Annotated in this window: 17 protein-coding genes, 1 tRNA gene and 1 other RNA gene; 9 read left to right on the top strand and 10 right to left on the bottom strand. The window is 74.8% G+C overall.

Annotated features, from left to right (window positions below; genetic code table 11):
- Window positions 1-4 precede the first annotated feature (4 nt).
- From ACIQ6Y_RS12790 to ACIQ6Y_RS12760, 7 genes are all read left to right on the top strand, one after another.
- The gene (locus ACIQ6Y_RS12790) at window positions 5-2,071 is read left to right on the top strand and encodes a penicillin acylase family protein (RefSeq protein ID WP_404036606.1); all 2,067 of its coding nucleotides are present in this window, start codon (window positions 5-7) and stop codon (window positions 2,069-2,071) included.
- Complete coding sequence (locus ACIQ6Y_RS12785; protein WP_404036603.1) at window positions 2,064-2,687, top strand: GNAT family N-acetyltransferase; 624 nt, start codon at window positions 2,064-2,066, stop codon at window positions 2,685-2,687. The genes ACIQ6Y_RS12790 and ACIQ6Y_RS12785 overlap by 8 nt, the downstream gene beginning before the upstream one ends.
- On the top strand, window positions 2,684-3,157 hold the full coding sequence (locus tag ACIQ6Y_RS12780; RefSeq protein ID WP_404036600.1) for a cupin domain-containing protein: 474 nt from the start codon (window positions 2,684-2,686) through the stop codon (window positions 3,155-3,157). Before ACIQ6Y_RS12785 ends, ACIQ6Y_RS12780 begins: the two co-directional genes overlap by 4 nt.
- Window positions 3,154-3,930, top strand: a complete 777-nt coding sequence (locus ACIQ6Y_RS12775; RefSeq protein WP_404036597.1) for an SDR family NAD(P)-dependent oxidoreductase — start codon at window positions 3,154-3,156, stop codon at window positions 3,928-3,930. The genes ACIQ6Y_RS12780 and ACIQ6Y_RS12775 overlap by 4 nt, the downstream gene beginning before the upstream one ends.
- 56 nt (window positions 3,931-3,986) lie before the next feature.
- On the top strand, window positions 3,987-5,609 hold the full coding sequence (locus tag ACIQ6Y_RS12770; RefSeq protein WP_404036595.1) for a copper resistance CopC/CopD family protein: 1,623 nt from the start codon (window positions 3,987-3,989) through the stop codon (window positions 5,607-5,609).
- Window positions 5,610-5,703: 94 nt separating this feature from the next.
- Complete coding sequence (locus ACIQ6Y_RS12765; RefSeq protein ID WP_404036592.1) at window positions 5,704-6,888, top strand: sensor histidine kinase; 1,185 nt, start codon at window positions 5,704-5,706, stop codon at window positions 6,886-6,888.
- Window positions 6,885-7,511 (top strand): response regulator, encoded by a 627-nt coding sequence (locus ACIQ6Y_RS12760; RefSeq protein WP_404036589.1) that lies wholly within the window; start codon window positions 6,885-6,887, stop codon window positions 7,509-7,511. Before ACIQ6Y_RS12765 ends, ACIQ6Y_RS12760 begins: the two co-directional genes overlap by 4 nt.
- 2 nt (window positions 7,512-7,513) lie before the next feature.
- On the opposite strand, the gene ACIQ6Y_RS12755 is transcribed toward ACIQ6Y_RS12760, so the two are convergent.
- From ACIQ6Y_RS12755 to ACIQ6Y_RS12745, 3 genes are all read right to left on the bottom strand, one after another.
- Window positions 7,514-8,614, bottom strand: coding sequence for a YncE family protein (locus ACIQ6Y_RS12755; RefSeq protein ID WP_404036586.1), 1,101 nt, complete (start codon window positions 8,612-8,614; stop codon window positions 7,514-7,516).
- Window positions 8,611-9,210 carry an ankyrin repeat domain-containing protein gene (locus tag ACIQ6Y_RS12750; protein WP_404036583.1) on the bottom strand — a complete coding sequence of 200 codons (600 nt, stop codon included), beginning with the start codon at window positions 9,208-9,210 and terminating at the stop codon, window positions 8,611-8,613. Before ACIQ6Y_RS12750 ends, ACIQ6Y_RS12755 begins: the two co-directional genes overlap by 4 nt.
- Before the next feature lie 101 nt (window positions 9,211-9,311).
- Window positions 9,312-9,860, bottom strand: a complete 549-nt coding sequence (locus ACIQ6Y_RS12745; protein WP_404038283.1) for a heme-binding protein — start codon at window positions 9,858-9,860, stop codon at window positions 9,312-9,314.
- Between the two features lie 231 nt (window positions 9,861-10,091).
- On the opposite strand from ACIQ6Y_RS12745, the gene ACIQ6Y_RS12740 reads away from it, so the two are divergent.
- Window positions 10,092-10,775 (top strand): response regulator transcription factor, encoded by a 684-nt coding sequence (locus ACIQ6Y_RS12740; RefSeq protein WP_404036581.1) that lies wholly within the window; start codon window positions 10,092-10,094, stop codon window positions 10,773-10,775.
- Here ACIQ6Y_RS12740 and ACIQ6Y_RS12735 read toward each other — a convergent pair.
- The 7 genes from ACIQ6Y_RS12735 to ACIQ6Y_RS12705 form a co-directional block, all read right to left on the bottom strand.
- Window positions 10,757-12,394, bottom strand: coding sequence for a sensor histidine kinase (locus tag ACIQ6Y_RS12735; protein WP_404036578.1), 1,638 nt, complete (start codon window positions 12,392-12,394; stop codon window positions 10,757-10,759). The two genes, ACIQ6Y_RS12740 and ACIQ6Y_RS12735, sit on opposite strands and share 19 nt — an antisense overlap.
- Window positions 12,395-12,455: 61 nt before the next feature.
- A complete protein-coding gene (locus ACIQ6Y_RS12730; protein ID WP_404036575.1) occupies window positions 12,456-13,655 on the bottom strand; it encodes an ABC transporter permease in 1,200 nt (399 codons plus the stop codon).
- A complete protein-coding gene (locus ACIQ6Y_RS12725; RefSeq protein ID WP_404036574.1) occupies window positions 13,652-14,332 on the bottom strand; it encodes an ABC transporter ATP-binding protein in 681 nt (226 codons plus the stop codon). The genes ACIQ6Y_RS12730 and ACIQ6Y_RS12725 overlap by 4 nt, the downstream gene beginning before the upstream one ends.
- A complete protein-coding gene (locus ACIQ6Y_RS12720) occupies window positions 14,329-15,513 on the bottom strand; it encodes a peptidoglycan-binding protein (RefSeq protein WP_404036571.1) in 1,185 nt (394 codons plus the stop codon). Before ACIQ6Y_RS12720 ends, ACIQ6Y_RS12725 begins: the two co-directional genes overlap by 4 nt.
- Window positions 15,514-15,515: 2 nt before the next feature.
- Window positions 15,516-16,079: a hypothetical protein gene (locus ACIQ6Y_RS12715; protein WP_404036569.1), complete on the bottom strand. Its 564-nt coding sequence runs from the start codon at window positions 16,077-16,079 to the stop codon at window positions 15,516-15,518.
- A 479-nt stretch (window positions 16,080-16,558) separates the two neighbouring features.
- On the bottom strand, window positions 16,559-16,780 hold the full coding sequence (locus ACIQ6Y_RS12710) for a hypothetical protein (protein ID WP_404036566.1): 222 nt from the start codon (window positions 16,778-16,780) through the stop codon (window positions 16,559-16,561).
- A gap of 235 nt (window positions 16,781-17,015) precedes the next feature.
- Window positions 17,016-17,103, bottom strand: a tRNA-Ser gene (locus ACIQ6Y_RS12705).
- A 72-nt stretch (window positions 17,104-17,175) separates the two neighbouring features.
- Between ACIQ6Y_RS12705 and ffs the strand changes: the two genes are divergently transcribed.
- An RNA gene (gene ffs / locus ACIQ6Y_RS12700) (signal recognition particle sRNA small type) lies at window positions 17,176-17,274 on the top strand.
- The last annotated feature ends 6 nt before the right edge of the window (window positions 17,275-17,280 follow it).

Raw genomic sequence — 17,280 nt, 5'->3', positions numbered from 1 at the left:
GACGGTGACCGCCGAGATCTACCGGGACACGTGGGGCATCCCGCACCTGCGTGCCGACAGTGCCCTCGCGCTCGCCCGGGCCCAGGGCCGGGTCACCGCGCGTGACCGGGCCTGGCAGGTGGAGGTCGAGCGGCACCGGGCCCAGGGCACGACGGCCGCCTTCCTCGGCGCCGACGCCGTCGCCTGGGACGTGTTCGCCCGCAGGCTCCGGCTCGCCGACACCGCACGCCGGTGCTACGACCGTCTGGAGCGCACCGCCCCCGAGAGCGCCGAGTGGGTGTGCGCGTATGCCGAAGGAGTGAGCGAGGGACTCGCGGAGGCCCTCGCGCCCGAGTTCGCGCGGGTCGGGCTCGCCCCCGGGCGTTGGGAGCCCTGGACGCCGCTGGCGGTGTGGCTCACCGCGCACGTGCCGTTCGCCGGGTTCCCCGCCAAGATCTGGCGGGACCTGCTGCGGCGTCACCTCGGCCCCGGCGCGATCCCGCTCTTCGCCACCGACGGCCCCGGCACCCTCGGCAGCAACGGCTGGCTGATCGGCGGCGAACGCACCGTCAGCGGGCAGCCGCTGCTGGCCGGCGACCCGCACCGCTACATCGAGGACCCGGGCGTCTACCAGCAGATCCGCCTCGCCTGCGACGAGTTCGACGTCGTCGGCCTCGCCGTCCCCGGTGTCCCCGGCATCGCCCACTTCGGGCACACCGGCACCGTCGCCTGGGCCATCACCCACGCGATGGCCGACTGCCAGGACCTGTACCGGGAGCGGCTGCGCCGTACCGGTGCCGGGGTGGAGGCCCTGGGCCCCGACGGGCAGTGGCACCGCGCCGCCACGCACACCGAGACCATCGAGGTCGCGGGAGAGCAGGCCGTGCGGATCGAGGTCGTCGAGACCGAGCGCGGCCCGGTCGTCGCCGGGGGACCCGAGGGCCTCGACGACGGCACCCCGCTCGCCCTCAGCCTGCGCTACGCCGCCCGCGTCACCGGCGACCTCGGCTTCGGCGCCCTGCTGCCGCTGCTGCGCTCCCGCACGGTCGCCGACGTGGACCGGGCCGCCGACCTGTGGGCCGAGCCGGTCAACGTCCTCCAGGCCGCCGACACCGAGGGCGGCACCCTGCACCGGGTCGCCGGCCGGGTGCCGGTGCGCGCCGAGGCCAACCGGGCCGGGATCGTGGATGCCTGGGAGCCCGGCCACGACTGGCAGGGCTGGCACGCCATGCCCCGCGCCGGCCTCACCGACGGCGTCGCCGTCATGGCCAACGCCCGCGGCCTGGCCGGCCCGCTCGGCGTCGAGTTCGCCCCCCGCCACCGCGCCGAGCGCATCACCGCGCTGCTCTCCGAGAAGGAGCGGTGGGCGCCGCAGGACATGCCCGCCCTCCACATGGACACCCACCTCGCCTCCGCCGCGGCCCTCCTGGAGCGACTGGACGCCCTGGAGGAGCCCCTCAGCCCACGCGCCGCGGCCCTGCGCGACCGGCTCCTGCGCTGGGACCGCCGTATGGACGCCGGCAGCCGGGACGCCGGCGCCTACGCCGCCCTGCGCACCCGGGTCGTCCGGGCCCTGGCCGCGCAGCCCGTGTTCGCCGCGCTCGCCGAGCCGCCCGCGCACTCGGAGATCCTGCTGCCTTGGCTCGCCCTCGTGCCGCGTGTCGGCTTCGCGCTGGAGAACCTGCTGCGGGCGGACGACCTGTACGGCATCGACCGCCCGGCCCTCGTCCGCCGGGCCCTGGAGGAGACGGCCGCGCTGCCCGAGGCGACCTGGGGCGACACCCACCGCCTCGCCCCCTGGCGGGCCCTGCCGAACACGTCGTACGACGAACCGGGGCTGTCCGGCGACAGCGACTGCGTGCTGTGCACCTCGGCCGTCCCCGGTGTCACCGACCTCGCCGCCCGCGCCTCCGCGGCCCGCTTCGTGTGGGACCTCGCCCGGCGCGAGAACAGCCGCTGGATCGTGCCGTACGGCGCGTCCGGCGTCCCCGGCTCGCCCCACCACCGCGACCAGCTGCCGTTGTGGCTCGTGGGAGACCTCGCCCCGGTCGTCACCGACTGGGACCGCCTGGAGAAGGAGACCGATGTCTGACCTGGCCGCCACCACCCCGTACGCCTCCCGCGAGGCCGTCCACGAGCAGGAGGTCGACGGCTTCGGCACCGTCCGCGTGCTGCCCCTCGACCCGGCCGCCGACGCCCCGCTCCTGCACCGCTGGGTCAGCGAGGAACGCGCCGCGTTCTGGGGCATGACCGACCTGACCGAGACTCAGGTGGCCGAGATCTACGCCCACATGGACACCCTCGACACCCACCACGCGTTCCTCCTCGAACGCGACGGCGAACCGGTCGCCCTCCTGCAGACCTACGAGCCCGACGCCGACCGCGTCGGCGAGTGCTACGACGTCCGCCCCGGCGACATCGGCATCCACCTGCTGCTCGCCCCCGCGGGCCCCGGCGGCGCCCGGCCCGGCTGGACCGGCGCGCTGGCCCGCGCGATCTTCTCGTACGCCCTGCTCACCCTGGACCGGCGGCGGATCGTCGTCGACCCCGACGTACGCAACGACAAGGCCGTCGCCCTCTTCCACAAGCTGGGCTTCGAGGCGGGACCGGCGGTCGTGCTGCCCGAGATCGACCTGCCGGACGTGTACCTGCCGGAGAAGAACGCCCAACTCGCCTTCATCACGCGGGAGGTAGCCTTCCCGGCATGATGCCGGAGGAGCTCGTCGACCACTACGGCCTTCAGCCGATACCGCGCGAGGGCGGCCTGTTCCGCCGCACCTGGACCGGGCCAGACCGGCCCGACGGCCGCCCGGAGGGCACCGCGATCGTCGCCCTGCTCCACGCGGACGACTACTCGGCCCTGCACCGCCTGACGTCGGACGAGACCTGGCACTTCTACCTCGGCGACCCGCTGGAGCTGCTGCTCCTGGCCCCGGACGGCACCTCCCGTACGACCGTCCTGGGCCCGGACGTCCGCCGCGGCCAGCAGCCGCAGCTGACCGTGCCCGCCGGCACCTGGATGGGCGGCCGGGTCGTCCCGCCGGGCGCCTGGACGTTCTTCGGCTGCACCACCACCCCCGGCTTCACCTACGAGGACTACGAGCACGGCGACGCCGGCCGCCTCACGGCGCGCTACCCCGCCGAGGCCGACCGGATCATGACACTGTGCCGGCCATGAGCGAGCGGCGGTACGGACTCCTGAACGGCCGGGTCGCCCTGGTCACCGGCGCGGGCGGCGGCATCGGCCGCGGCATCGCCCTGCGGTTCGCCGAGGAGGGCGCGGCGGTCGCCCTGCACTGCCGTACGGCCGTGACGGCGGCCCACGAGACGGCCGCGCGCATCGCGGACTCCGGCGGCCGGGCGACCGTTCTCACGGCCGAGCTGACGGACCCCTCCGCATGCCGGGCGCTGGTGCGCGAGGCCGCGCGGTGGGGCGGCGGACGGCTGGACGCCCTCGTCAACAACGCGGCCGTCCAGCCCGTGCGCGACCTGCCCGGCATGACGGCGGACGAGTGGCGCGAGGTCGTCGACACCAACCTGACACCGGTGTTCGCCTGCACCCAGGCGGCGGCCGAGGTGATGCGCGACGCCGACGGCGGCTCGGTCACCCACATCGCCTCCGTCGAGGCCCACCGCCCCGCCCCCGGCCACGCCCACTACAGCGCCTCCAAGGCCGCCGTCGTCATGCACGCCCGCGCGGCCGCACTGGAGTACGGCGCCTGGGACGTCCGCGTCAACACCGTCTCCCCCGGCCTCATCGACCGCCCCGGCCTGACCGAGACCTGGCCGGAGGGCGTGAACCGCTGGCACGAGTCCGCCCCCCTGCGCCGCCTGGGCCGCCCGCAGGACATCGCCGACGCCTGCGTCTTCCTCGCCTCCCCGCTGGCGTCCTGGATCACCGGCCAGGACCTGGCCGTGGACGGCGGGGTGTCGGCGCGGCCGGGGTGGTGACCCCGCCCCCGACGCCGAGGTGAGCAGAACGGCCCGGAGATCCGTACCCGTACGACGTGCGACGCATCCGGCCTGCCCTCCTGCTCGGCATCCTCCTGCTCACCCTGCTCGCCCCGGCCACTCCCGCCTCCGCCCACGCCGCCCTGCGCGGCACCACCCCCGGCGACGGCACGGTTCTGCGGTCGGCCCCCCGCGACCTCACCCTCACCTTCACCGAGTCCGTGGCCCTGCTGGACGGCTCGATCCGGGTGCTCGACCCCGGAAGCCACCGCGTGCGCACGGGAGAGCCACTCCACGCGGCGGGCGGCGGCGACACGATCCAGGTGAGCCTGCCGCCGGACCTGGGGCGAGGCACGTTCACCGTCGCCTGGCGGGTCGTCTCCGCGGACAGCCACCCGGTCTCAGGGGCGTTCACCTTCTCGGTGGGTGAACCCACCCCCACCGTGGCGGCCACCGCCCCCTCCGAGGACCCGGCCACCACCACCCTCCACAACACCGCCCGCTACCTCGCCCACCTCGCGGCCGCCCTGCTCCTCGGCACCGCCGCGTTCGTGGAGGTGTGCCGCCCCCCGGACCCGGGCCGGCTGCGCCCGCTGCTGCGCACCGGCTGGTGGACCCTCCTCGCGGCCACGCTCGCCCTGCTGCTGCTCCGCGCCCCGTACGAGGCGGGCACCGGCCTCGCGACGGCCCTCGACCCCGCCGCGCTCACCCGCACCCTCGGCGGCCGCCCGGGCCTCACCCTCCTCGCCCGGCTGGCCCTGCTCGCGGCGACGGCCCTGTATCTACGACGCCCCGCCCGCGGCCCCCGCACCGGCGCGGCCCTCGCCGTCGGACTCGCCCTCACCTGGGCCACCGCCGAACACGCCTCGGCCGGCATCCAGGTGCCCGCGGCGATCGTCTCCACCGCGCTGCATCTGCTGGCCATGTCGGTGTGGCTGGGCGGCCTCGCGGCCCTCCTGCGCAGCACCCCCTCCACCGAGGCGACGGCCCGCTTCTCCCGACTGGCCCTCACCTGCGTGGCCGTCCTGGTGCTCACCGGCGTCTACCAGTCCTGGCGGGGCCTCGGCTCCCTGGACGCCCTGACCGGCACCTCGTACGGCAGGATCCTGGCGGCCAAGCTCGCCGCAGTGGCCGTACTGCTCGCGGCGGCGGCGTTCTCGCGCCGCTGGACGAACCGGCTCGCCACCCCCAGGCGCTCGGTCCTCACCGAGGCGGCCGTCGGTGTCCTGGTCCTGGTGCTCACCACGCTGCTCACGGCCACGCTCCCCGGCCGGTCCGCCGAAGCCGCGGAAGCCGCCGAAGCCGCTGGGGGCGGCACCCTCGCGGCAGCGGACCGCGTCACCTCCACCGCGACCGTCCCCTTCGACGTCGGCACCCCCGGCGGCCACGGCAAGGTGCAGGTCTCCTTCGACCCCGCGCGAGCCGGCGCGAACGCCGTCCAGGCCGTCGTCCTCGGCCCCGACGGCGGCATCGCCACCGTCCCCGAGCTGCGGATCTCCTTCACCCTGCCCGACCAGGACGTCGGCCCCCTCGACGCCCGCCTGAAGAACCTCGGCGGCTACTGGGGCACCGACGCCGTCACCCTCCCCCTCCCCGGCACCTGGACCATGAAGCTCACCGTCCGCACCTCTGAGCTGGACCAGGTGACCGAGACGGCCCCCGTCGTCATAGGCCCCTGAAGGGGTCAACCGAACGGATGACCCCCGAAGGGCCGCACCGGGGGAACAATGAAGGTGTTTGCCCAGTTCAGCGCGGCCAGGGAAGGCAAGGCGAATGACTCCCAGAGAGGAACGGGACGACACCCGCACCCTCGCGGTCGTCATGCACACCGCCTTCTTCGTGCTGCTCGGCGCGTCCCTGGCCCGCTACCTCGCCCGGCACGCCGGTGACCCACGCACGCCCTGGGTGATCGCCCTGTCGGTGCTGCTGGCGGCGCTGTACGTGCTGGGCCCGGCCCTCGGTACCCGGCTCAGCGCACGCCGGCTGGTGTGGCTGGGTGCGGTCGTGGGTGCGTGGGCGGTGCTGGTGGTGATGGCGCCGAGCTTCGCCTGGTGCGCGGTGCCGCTGTTCTACACCGGCCTGCGGACCCTTCCGGCGCGGGCCGCGGTGACCCTGGTCGCGCTGCTCACCGCCCTGACCGTGGGGGCCCAGCTGAAGCTGGCCGGCTGGGCGGACCCGAACGTCCTGCTCGCGCCGCCCGCCGTCGCCGCCGTGGCCACCGCCGTCTTCGTCGTCATGGAACGGCAGGCCGCCCGGCAGCGCGCCCTCATCGACGACCTGATCCGCACCCGCCGCGAACTGGCCGCCACCGAGCGCCGCGAGGGCACCCTCGCCGAGCGTGAGCGGCTCGCCCGCGAGATCCACGACACCCTCGCCCAGGGCCTGTCCAGCCAGCGCATGCTGCTCCAGGCCGCCGACCGGGTCTGGGACACGGCCCCGGACACCGCCCGCGCCCACATCCGCACGGCCGCCTCCATCGCCGAGTCCCACCTCGCCGAGGCCCGCCGTTTCGTGCACGACCTCACCCCCGCCGACCTGGCCGGTGCGGGCGGCCTGCCGGAGGCGCTGCGCGCGGTCGCCGAGCGGGAGAGCGGCGCGGACCTGACGGTGCGCGTCCACACCGAGGGCGCGGTGCCGAAGCTGCCCATGCCGGTGGAGTCGGCGCTGCTGCGGATCGCCCAGGGCGCTTTGGCCAACGTGCGTGAGCATGCCCACGCCGGCGCCGCCACGCTCACCCTGACCTGCCTGGACGACCAGATCGTGCTGGACGTGGCGGACGACGGGCGTGGCTTCGACCCCCGGTCCGTGAAGGCGTCCGCCGCCCGCGGCTACGGCCTGCCCGCCATCCGGGCCCGGCTGCGCCAGCTCGGCGGCACCCTCACCGTGGAGTCCGCACCGGGCGAAGGAACCGTCCTGTCCGCCGCGATCCCGCTGGAGCCGAAAGTGGAGCCCCGATGACCCGCATCCTCGTCTGCGACGACCACGTCGTGGTCCGCGCCGGCCTGCTCGCCCTCCTCGCCAGCGCCCCCGACATCGAGGTGATCGGCGAGGCGGGCAGCGGCGAGGAGGCGATCGCGCTGACCCGCAAGCTGGAGCCGGACGTGGTGCTGATGGACCTCCAGCTCGGCGAGGGCATCGACGGCGTGGAGACCACCCGCCGGATCGTCGCCTCGCGCACCGGCGACAAGCCGCACGTCCTGGTCCTCACCACCTACGACACCGACGCCGACATCACCCGCGCCATCGAGGCGGGCGCGACGGGCTATCTCCTCAAGGCCGAACGCCCCGAGGAACTCTTCGCCGCCATCCACGCCGCCGCCGAGGGCCGCACCGCGCTGTCCGCGCCGGTCGCCGGCCGGGTCATGGCCCAGATGCGCAGCCCCCGCCCCACCCTCACGCCCCGCGAGCGCGACATCCTCACCCATCTCGCCCAGGGCCTGCCCAACCGCGAGATCGCCCGCGCCCTCTTCATCAGCGAGGCCACGGTGAAGACGCACCTGCGCCGCATCTACGACAAGCTCGGCGTCGACACCCGCGCGGCGGCGGTGTCGGTGGCCAAGGAGCAGCGCCTCGTCCCGTGACGTCACAGGACCGCGATACCGAGGGGCCGGTGCCCCGCGGGCAGCCGCCGGGCGCGGCCGGTCGCCAGGTCCACGACCGTGATGCCGTCCCAGTACCCGTCCCGGGTGAACCCGCCGGTGACGTAGGCGGTACGCCCGTCCCGCGACACGGCGACGTCCTCGTGCGGCCCGTCCAGCGGATGCACCCGCTCCCGCCCGTCGGGCATGCGCACGGTCAGGGACGGCCCCCGGTCGGAGGCCGGATCGATCGGCCCGGTCCCGACGACGAGCAGCGTCCCGTCCGGCGTGACGGCGACCCCGTGCTGATGGGTGTTCGCGGTCATGGCCTCGACCCGGGACCGCCCCGTGCGCGGATCGACCACCACCAGCTTCTCGCCCTCGAACGGCAGCAGCAGCCGCCCGTCCGACGGCCGTACGGCGGCGTGGTGCGGCTTCAGCCAGGAGCCGAGCCCGCCCTCGGTGCCGTAGGGGGCGACCTCGATCCGCCGCGGGCGCCCGCGTGCGGGGACGACGGTGACGTCGAAGGAGTCGTGCCCGGTGACGTACACCTCGGAGCCGTCCCGGGAGACGTCCACATCGAACGGCCGCCGCCCGACGGGCACCGTCCGGACGACCTTCCGCGCGGCCGTGTCGACGACTTCGAGCACCCCGTTCCCGCCGGGGACATTGACCCCCACGTACGCGTACCGCCCGTCGGGCGCGAGCGCGATGCCCATGCCGCCGCCGCGGTACTCGCCGTACGCCGGCTGCCCGAGGCGGGTCGGGGAGGTCCGGTAGGGGATCAGTCCGAGTCGCCGCCGCGCCCGGGTGTCGATCACCGCGACCCCCTCGGCCGCCGCCACCCAGGCCAGTCCGTCGTCCCCGAGGGCGATCCCGTAGGGGGCGGCACCGGCCCGCACGGAGGCCACGGGCCCGCTCGCCGGGTCGACGAAGGTGACGGTGTCGGCCCCGAAGTCGGTGACGAGCAGAAGCCCGGCGGAGGAGGGGGCGGCGGAGCCGGTCGTACGACGTTCCGCGCGCGGCTCCTCCGGAGCGGCGGACGGCGTGCACGCGGAGGCGGCCACCGTCCCGGCGAGGGCGCCGAGGAAGGCACGCCGGTTCACCGGGCGGCCCTCCGCAGCAGGGCGGCGATCTCCTCGAAGCCGCGGCGCTCGGCGTGCCGCAGCGGCGTGACACCGTCCCCGTCGGGGAGGTCTGGCGTGGCACCGGCGGCCAGGAGCAGCTCGACGATCTGCTGGTGGGCGCGGCCCCCGTCACCGAGGATCACCGCCTCCAGCAGGGCGGTCCAGCCGAGCCGGTTGACGTGGTCGACGTCGATGTCGGTCTCGTCCAGCACGGCACGGACGTAGGCGACATGGCCGCGTTCGGCCGCGGGGATGAGGGAGACGCCGCCGTAGCGGTTGCGCAGCCGCAGGTCGGGGCCGTGGGGGAGCAGCAGCCGCATCATGGCGACGCTGCCGGTGACGCCGGTGACCAGCCAGGGGCTGTCGTCCTGGTCGTCCCGGGCGTTCGGGTCGGCGCCCGCGGCGAGGAGCAGCCTGGCGGTGCCGACGTGGTCGGCGAGCGCGGCGAGCAGCAGCGGGGTCCGGCCGTGCCCGTCACGGGCCTCGACATCGGCGCCCGCGTCCAGGGCGAGGCGCACGGTCGCGGTGTCGCCGCGCTGGGCGGCCTGCAGCAGTTCGTGGTCGAAGGCGGTCAAGGGATTCCTCCTGCCGCGCCTGGGCAGTACGGCTCTGATCATCGGCGTCCTCCGACACGTACGCCGGACCCGCCTAGGGCGGCGGGCCCGGCGTACCCATGTCACTTGGCGAGCGCGGCGGCGCCGGCCTGGGCGTACTTCTCGTCGAGGTCGCCGGACGGGGCGCCGGCCACGCCGATGCCCGCGATCGGGGCGCCCTTGGCGGTGACGGGCGCGCCGCCGCCGAGGAAGAGCGTGCCGGGGATGTCCTTCAGGTTGGGGGCCTGCTCCAGGCGCTTGGCCAGCTCGGAGGTGGGCGCGTTCCAGGACACGGCGGTGTACGCCTTGCGCTCGGCGGACTCGTAGGACTGCGGGCCGGCACCGTCGCCGCGCAGGGTGACGACGGTGTTGCCGTTGCGGTCGACGACGGCGACGGAGACGCGCTGACCGTCCTTCTCGGCGGCCTCCAGCGCGGCCTCGGCGGCGTCGGTGGCGGCGTCGATCGTCAGGTGCGTGGTCTGCGTGGTGTTGCTCTGCGCGGCGGCGGCCGGCGCGGCGGCCTTCGGCGCGTCCGCGGCACTCGCGGCGACGCTGCCGAACGTGCCCGCGGCCACGGCGGCCAGGACGGCGCCGCCGGTGAGGACGCGGGTACGGGTGGACAGGTTCCGCAGGGTCTTCTTACGAGCGTGCTGCATGACGGGGGAGCCCTTCGTGTGTGCCTCGGCCTGTCTTGTCGTCGGCCTTGCCATTGCTTCGATCCTCCGGCCGGATCCGGGCCCGGACGGTCGGCGGAGAGGCTGCGCACGAGGTGCGGAACGGATGACGCAGGGGTCGTCCGTTCGGATGACCCGAGGGCCTGTACTACGGTTCACGCGGGGATCGACAAGGGCTGGGGGAGCCGGTTGAACGCGCGGATTCTGGTCGCCGAGGACGACGAGAAGCAGGCCCGGCTGGTCCGGATCTACCTGGAGCGGGAGGGCCACGCGGTGCAGGTCGCCGCGGACGGCCGGACGGCCCTGGAGCGGGCCCGCACCGCCGCGCCCGACCTCATCGTCCTGGACGTGATGCTGCCCCTGGTCGACGGCCTCGACGTGTGCCGCATCCTGCGCACCGAGTCGGACGTGCCGATCCTGCTGCTCACCGCCCGCCGCACCGAGGAGGACCTGCTCCTCGGCCTGGACCTGGGCGCCGACGACTACCTCACCAAGCCCTACAGCCCCCGCGAACTGACCGCGCGCGTACGGGCGTTGCTGCGCCGCGCCAGGAAGTCGGGCACACCCGCGGCCGAACTGCTGCGGGTGGGGGAGGTCGAACTGGACACCGCCCGCTTCGAGGTGCGGGTCTCCGGCCGCGAAGTGACCCTCACGGCCAAGGAGTTCGCGATCCTGGAGACCCTCGCCCGGGAGCCCGGGCGGGTGTTCACCCGCGCCCAGATCATCGAGCGGGTCTTCGGCTTCGACCGGGACGTCCTGGAACGCACCGTCGACGCCCATGTGATGAACCTGCGCCGCAAACTGGAGGAGGACCCGCGGCGGCCCCGGCACCTGGAGACGGTGTACGGCCGGGGCTACCGCCTCGCGGACTGACCCCCGTCGGCCTCCGGCAGCGTGATCGTGAACGTCGTACCGGCGCCGAGGGTGCTGCGTACGCCGATCGTCCCGCCGTGGTCGGCGACGATCTGGCGGGCGATGGACAACCCGAGCCCGCTGCCGCCGGTCGCCCGGCCCCGGGAGGGGTCGGCCCGCCAGAAGCGGTCGAAGAGGTGCGGCAGGTCGCCGGCCGCGATGCCCGTGCCGGTGTCGGCGACCTCCACGACGGCCCGCCCGTCGCGCGCGGACAGCGCAAGGGTGACGGTCCCGCCGGCGCTCGTGGCCCGCAGCGCGTTGGTGACGAGGTTGCCGACGGCCTGCCGCAGCCGGTCCGGGTCGGCGTACACGGACACGGGGTGCGGCGCCCGCAGCTCCAGGGCCACCCCGACCGCCTCCGCCCGCGCACGCTGGGCCGTCCGCCCGGCCTCCAGCAGCTCGCGCAGCTCCACCTCGCGGCGGTGGTAGGTCAGCGCCCCGGCCTCCGCGAGGGCGAGGTCGTGCAGGTCGTCGACGATCCGCTGCTGGAGCAACGCCTCCTCGTGCAGGGAGTCCAGCAGCTCGGGCGTCGGCTCGACGACCCCGTCGCGCAGCGCCTCCAGATAGCCGCGCAGATTCGCCAGCGGGGTGCGCAGCTCGTGCGCGATGTCCCCGGTCAGCCGGCGCTGCCGCTCCTCACCGGCCTGCAGGGAGTCGGCCATGCGGTTGAACGCCACGCCCAGCCGCGCGATCTCGTCCCGCCCGGCCACCGGCACCCGCCGCTCCAGATCGCCCTCGCCCAGCCCCTGCGCCGCGAGCGTCATCGCCCGCACCGGCCGCAGCACGGCCCGGCTCAGCAGCAGCGCCCCCAGTACGGCGGCCAGCGCGACCCCGCCCGCCACCGCGGCAGCGGGCCCGGCGGCCAGCACAGGCGGGGCCTCGTCCCGGTAGCCGAGGGACACGTCGAGGCGGGGCGGGGCGAAGGACGCGGTGCGCTCGTCGAAGCCCCGCTGGAGGCAGGGCAGCAGGGGGGTCTCCCGTTCGCAGCGGAAGAGCGGGTCCACGCCCGGCCCCGGCACGTACGTCGTGGCGTCCTCGGCCGACCGGCAGTTGACCGCCGGCCCGGAGGCCTCGACGACCGGGATACCGTGCGCGTCCGGGCGGGCGGTCACCGGCACGCCCGCCCGGGTCAGGCAGGCCGCGTAGGCGGTCGCGGCCCGATAGCGCGGGATCCGGCCGAGGGTCGCCTTCACGGAAAGCCGGGCCCCCTGCCCCGCAGGGAACCGCAGCACCGGCCGCGCGTCGACCACCACGGGCGGCCGGCTGCCCCCGGGGCGCGGCTCCCTCCCGGCGAGCGCGTCGGAGTCGGCGAGCAGCACACCGCCCTCGGTGACGACCCGGATGCGCTGCCCGGTGTCCCGCGCGAGCCCGGCGACCGTCGGCCCGACCCCCTCCCAGCCGCCGTGCGCGAACCCGTACGCCCGCAGCTCCCCGCCGATCCGGGCGACGTCCTCCTCCCCGGCGGCCACCGCCTCCCGCACCTGCCGGTTCGCCTGCCGCAGCGTCAGCCACGCCGTCGCGGCCGTTGCAGTCAGTGCGACCAGCATCAACAGCCCCAGCACCCGCAGCCGGAAGCTCATGACCGTCCCCTCCCCGTTCCCCGACGGCACCCCACATGAGAGACCCAGACCGCAGGAAGTCCTAGGTGCCCGCCAGCGCCTCCGTCGGCGACAGTCTGCTCGCCCGGACCGCCGGATACAGTCCGGCGACCACGCCGATGACGACGGTCGCACCGATGCCCGCCGCACCGGCCCACACCGGGACCACGGTGGGCCACCCCCGGCTGAGCGCGTACCCGGCGGTGATCAGCGTCCCGAGGACCGTCCCGGCCAGCCCGCCGAGCAGTGACAGCAGCAGCGACTCGGCCACGAACTGGGCCCGGATCTGCCCCCGCCGCGCCCCGAGCGCCCGGCGCAGCCCGATCTCCGGGCGGCGCTCCAGCACCGAGATCACCATCGTGTTGCCCACGCCGACCCCGCCGACCAGCAGCGCCACCCCGCCGAGCCCCAGCAGCAGCCCGGTCAGCGCGGAACGCGTGGCCTCGCGGGCGGCGAGCGCGTCGGAGGGCCGGGAGACCCGCACCTCACCGGGCCGGTCGGGGCGTGCCGTGGCCGCGAGGACGGCCCGTACGGCGCCGACCCGGTCGTCCTGCGCACGGACGTAGACGGTGGACGGCTTGCCGTCGAAGCGCAGATACGTCCGTGCCGCCCGCCATCCCACCAGCGCGGCACTGTCGATCTCCGGCGCCAGCGGCACCGGGTCGAGGACGCCGACCAGCGAGAACCACCGGCCGCCGACCCACACCCGGGTGCCGGGCGCGTACACATCGAGGCGGCGGGCCGCGGTCGCGCCGAGCACCACCGCCGGGTACTCCTGCGCCGCGTCCCCCAGCCACCGCCCCCTGCGCACCTGCCCGCCGACGGCCGCCAGCAGCTCCGGCTCGGCCGCGAGCACGCTGAGCGACCCCGTACGCCCGACGGGCATCAGGTCACTGCGGTACACCTGCGCCCCGGTCTCTCCCGTGGCCGCGACCCGCTGCACCGGCGGTATCCGCCGGATCATCCCCACCGACTCCGGCGGCAGTTGCGCCGCGCCTCCCGCGAGGGTCTCCCCCGGTGCCACGCGCAGCAGATTCGTCCCGAGCGCGTCCAGCCGCCGGTCGACCTCCGCCTGCCCGGACCCGGATATCCCGACCACCGCGATCATCGCCGCCACCCCGATCGCGATCCCGACCGCGGACAGGAACACCCGCAACGGCCGCGCCCGCAGCCCGGCACCCCCGAGCCGTACGAGATCACCGACCCGCAGCCGGGGCGTACGCAGCCGCGCCCGCCGGCTCACCGGTGCGCCCCCGCATCCGTCACCAGGCGCCCGTCGCGCAGCTCGACACGACGCGGCAGCCCGGCGGCGATCTCCCGGTCGTGGGTGATGACGACGACGGTCGTCCCGGCGGCGTTGAGCTCCCGCAGCAGCGCGAGGACGGTGGCACCGGACGCGGAGTCGAGGTTCCCGGTCGGCTCGTCGGCGAGCAGCACGGCGGGCTCACCGACGACCGCACGGGCGACCGCGACCCGCTGCCGCTCCCCGCCGGAGAGCTGGTGCGGAAGATGACGCAGCCGGTGCCCGAGCCCGACCCGCTCCAGCGCGGCGGCCGCCCGCGCCCGCCGGCGCCGCGGGGCGACACCGGCGTACAGCAGCCCGTCGGCCACGGATTCCAGTACGGGCACACCGACGGCCAGATGGAACTGCTGGAACACGAACCCGATCCGGGTGGCCCGCAGCGCGGACACCTCCCGGTCGGACAGCCGCGCCACGTCGTGCCCGTCGACCAGCACCCGCCCGGTGGAGGGCCGGTCCAGACTGCCCATCAGATGCAGCATGCTCGACTTCCCCGACCCGGAGGGCCCGGTGACGGCGACGAGTTCACCGCGCCGGACCCGGAGGCTGACGTCCCGCACGGCGGCCACCCCACCGGGGTAGACCTTGGAGACCGACTCGAACTCCACGACCGCCGTCATTCCGGAATCCTCACCTTCATGCCCTCGCGGACGCCGGGCCCGCTCACCTCGACGTCCCCGTCGGCGAACAGCCCGGTCCGCACGGCGACGAACCGCCCGTCCGCGGTCTCCAGTCCGTGCCCGCCCTCGGCGAGCGCGACCAGCGCGGCGACGGGCACGGTCAGCACGTCCTCGGCCGTCCGCCCGGCGTACTCGACGGAGACGGGCCCGCTCTCCAGCCGCCCCAGGGCCCGCTGGTCGTCGACGGCGACGGTCACCGGCACGGTCGCCGGCTGCCCGGAGCCCTCCCCACCGGCCGGCGGCGAGGCCTGCCGCCCCACGACAGCCACCTCCCCCCGCACGGACTTCCCGTCCGGCAGTACGACGGTGACGTCCGCCCCGCGCACGGCCCACCGGGTGTCCGACGCCGAGGCCTGCACGACGACCTTCCGCGCGGTCCCCGTATAGGTGAGGACGTTCTCCCCGGCCGGTGCCCCGGGCTGCACCCCCAGCTGCCCGATCCGCACCTTCCCGGCCGAGTAGACGACGTCCCCCACCCCGACCCTCCCGGTCACCGGCACCCCGAGCGCCCGCTGCCACCGTCTGACGGCCTCGGCGGTCAGCTCGGTGAACGTCTCGTCGACGGTGAACCCGGTGTAGCCGAGGGCGGCGAGGTTGCTCTCGAACTGGAGCACATCCATGCCCCGCATGTCCCGGGGCGGGGAGGCAGCCGCGGAGACCTCGGGGCCGGGCTCTTCCTGTTCAGGCGACTCCTCCTGCTCGGGGGACTCCTCCTCCGGGACGGCCGAGACGCCGAGCTCCCGGTACATGGGAAGCGCCCCGTACATGAGCACCACAGGCCGGTCGTCGACGCGTACGAGCTGCTCACCCCGCCCGACGACAGCCCCCTGCCCGGGCAGCCAGGTGACGGTGCCGGAGGCCTTGAGCGGCAACGGCAGCTCGACCCCGTATCCCAACTGCCCGTCCACAGCCGTACGTTCGACAAGCGTGCCCCGGGCGACGGCCACCAGGCTCCCGCTGCGCGGCGAAGCGCCGGTGCGAGGCTCTCCACCGCCCCCGAGCCCGAGCGCCCCCACCACGGACACGCCCGCGACGACAGCCACCCCGCCGAGGACAAGCCCGACCCGAAGCCGGCGCCGGGCAGCGGGGCGCACCTCTTCCTGTACGTCGTCGTACGCCATGCTCACCCCTTGGCGGGCGGCGGGTCGCTGGGCTCCCCGATGATCGGCGCACACACCCGAGCCGCCCGCCGCGCCCCGGCCGAGGTCTGGTCCCACTCACCCTCGCCGTACCCGTCGGGCCCGGGATCGGGAAAGTCGGAAGCCCCGTTCTCCCGCATGCAGTTCGCGTACTTCTGCCTGACCTCGACCTGCTCAGGGGTGAGCGGATTGAGCGAGCGCTCCAGCCCGTCGGGCACCGGCGGATCGACGGACGCGCACTTCTCGGTGGCGGCCATGAACGCGGGATCCAGCTTCAACCGCCGCCGCGTGTCCCCGTCCCCACCGATCTCGACCTGCCCCTTCTCATCGGGGTCGTCGAGGTCCACCCCGTTCTCCCGCATGCACGCGACCCACGCCCGCTTCCCCTCCACGTACTCGGCGAGCGCGTCCTTCTCACCCCCCGCCCGGCCCGAGGAGGCACCCCCGGCGGACGGCACCTCACCGCCCCCACCGCCACCCCCGCACCCGGCGACCCCCAACACCACGACCGCCGCAGCGGCCCCCCACACCCGGCTCTTGCGCAACACCCTCAGTCCTCCCTGTCACCCGTCCCGACCGCGACGGGCAGGCCGACGGTAGGGCCGCGCCGATGAAGAACTTTTGAAAAACCTGTCAGCCACTCATGACGTGCCGTCCGGCCGAAGGAGGGCGGGCGAAGCAGCCACAGGAGGGCGGGCGAAGGACATGACGAAGGGCCCCGCCGATGATCAGCGGGGCCCTTCGTATCGCCTTGCCGGAGCCAGCGTCCTGCGTGGAGCTAAGCCGCCTCGGACCCTGCCGTACGCCTGCCCCAGGTGGGCTCCTGTACGTCCTCGAGCGGCACGGTCTCGTCGTCCCCGAAGTCGGGGGACTGGAAGGGGTTGGTCGCCGGCTGCGGCGCTGCCGCGGCCGAGTAACGGGTCTGCCCTTCCTGGGCGGAGAACAGCGACGTCAGATCGATGAGAGGTCTCTCTTTCGCTACAGGTCCCTGAAGGGGCCTGGTGTGCCGTGACCGGGCACTGCGGTTCTACAGCTTGGTCATCTTGCCGTACGGGCTCAGGATCCGCATTTGCGTCGAGCCGAAGTCCACGAGCGCCGCGATGCCGTCCTCGATGCCGATGACCCGGCCGAGGCCGTACACGTCATGCGAGACCTGGTCGCCCAGGGCGAAGTGTTTCGGGGCCGGTGCGACCGGGGCCTTGAAGGGGCTGGTGGGCAGATGACGCTTGGGTGCAGCAGGCTTTGTCATGGCTCAGTATGGGCCTGCGCACGGCTCTCCCGCTGTGGCCGTGGGCACAGATCCTTACGGCCATGACTCGGCCAGGGCCACTGACCTGGGGTTTCGGCATCGGGCGAGCGAAACAAAGTGTCGGACAGCGCATGCCCGGCCGCTTCCGGTCCGGGCCGCACGAGTGCGAACGACGCTGTGTCCCCGACGAACGCCAGAGGGGCCGGACCGCTTGCGTGGTCCGGCCCCTCTGGGCTGGCGGAGGATACGAGATTCGAACTCGTGAGGGGTTGCCCCCAACACGCTTTCCAAGCGTGCGCCCTAGGCCTCTAGGCGAATCCTCCGCTCGGAACATTACATGACCGAGAGGTGTGCTCGCGAACTCGTTCCCCCAGGCCGGGATCGGGTACCCTTGGCGCAGCCCCTCACGCGGCGCTATCTGACTGAACTCCCCCAGGGCCGGAAGGCAGCAAGGGTAGGTCGGCTCTGGCGGGTGCGTGGGGGGCGTTTGCGTTCCCCCT

Source organism: Streptomyces sp. NPDC096205 (assembly GCF_044763135.1).
Classification (GTDB): Bacteria; Actinomycetota; Actinomycetes; order Streptomycetales; family Streptomycetaceae; genus Streptomyces.
The sequence above is the reverse complement of the archived record's forward strand: the minus strand, read 5'-3'. Positions and strand labels throughout refer to the sequence as shown.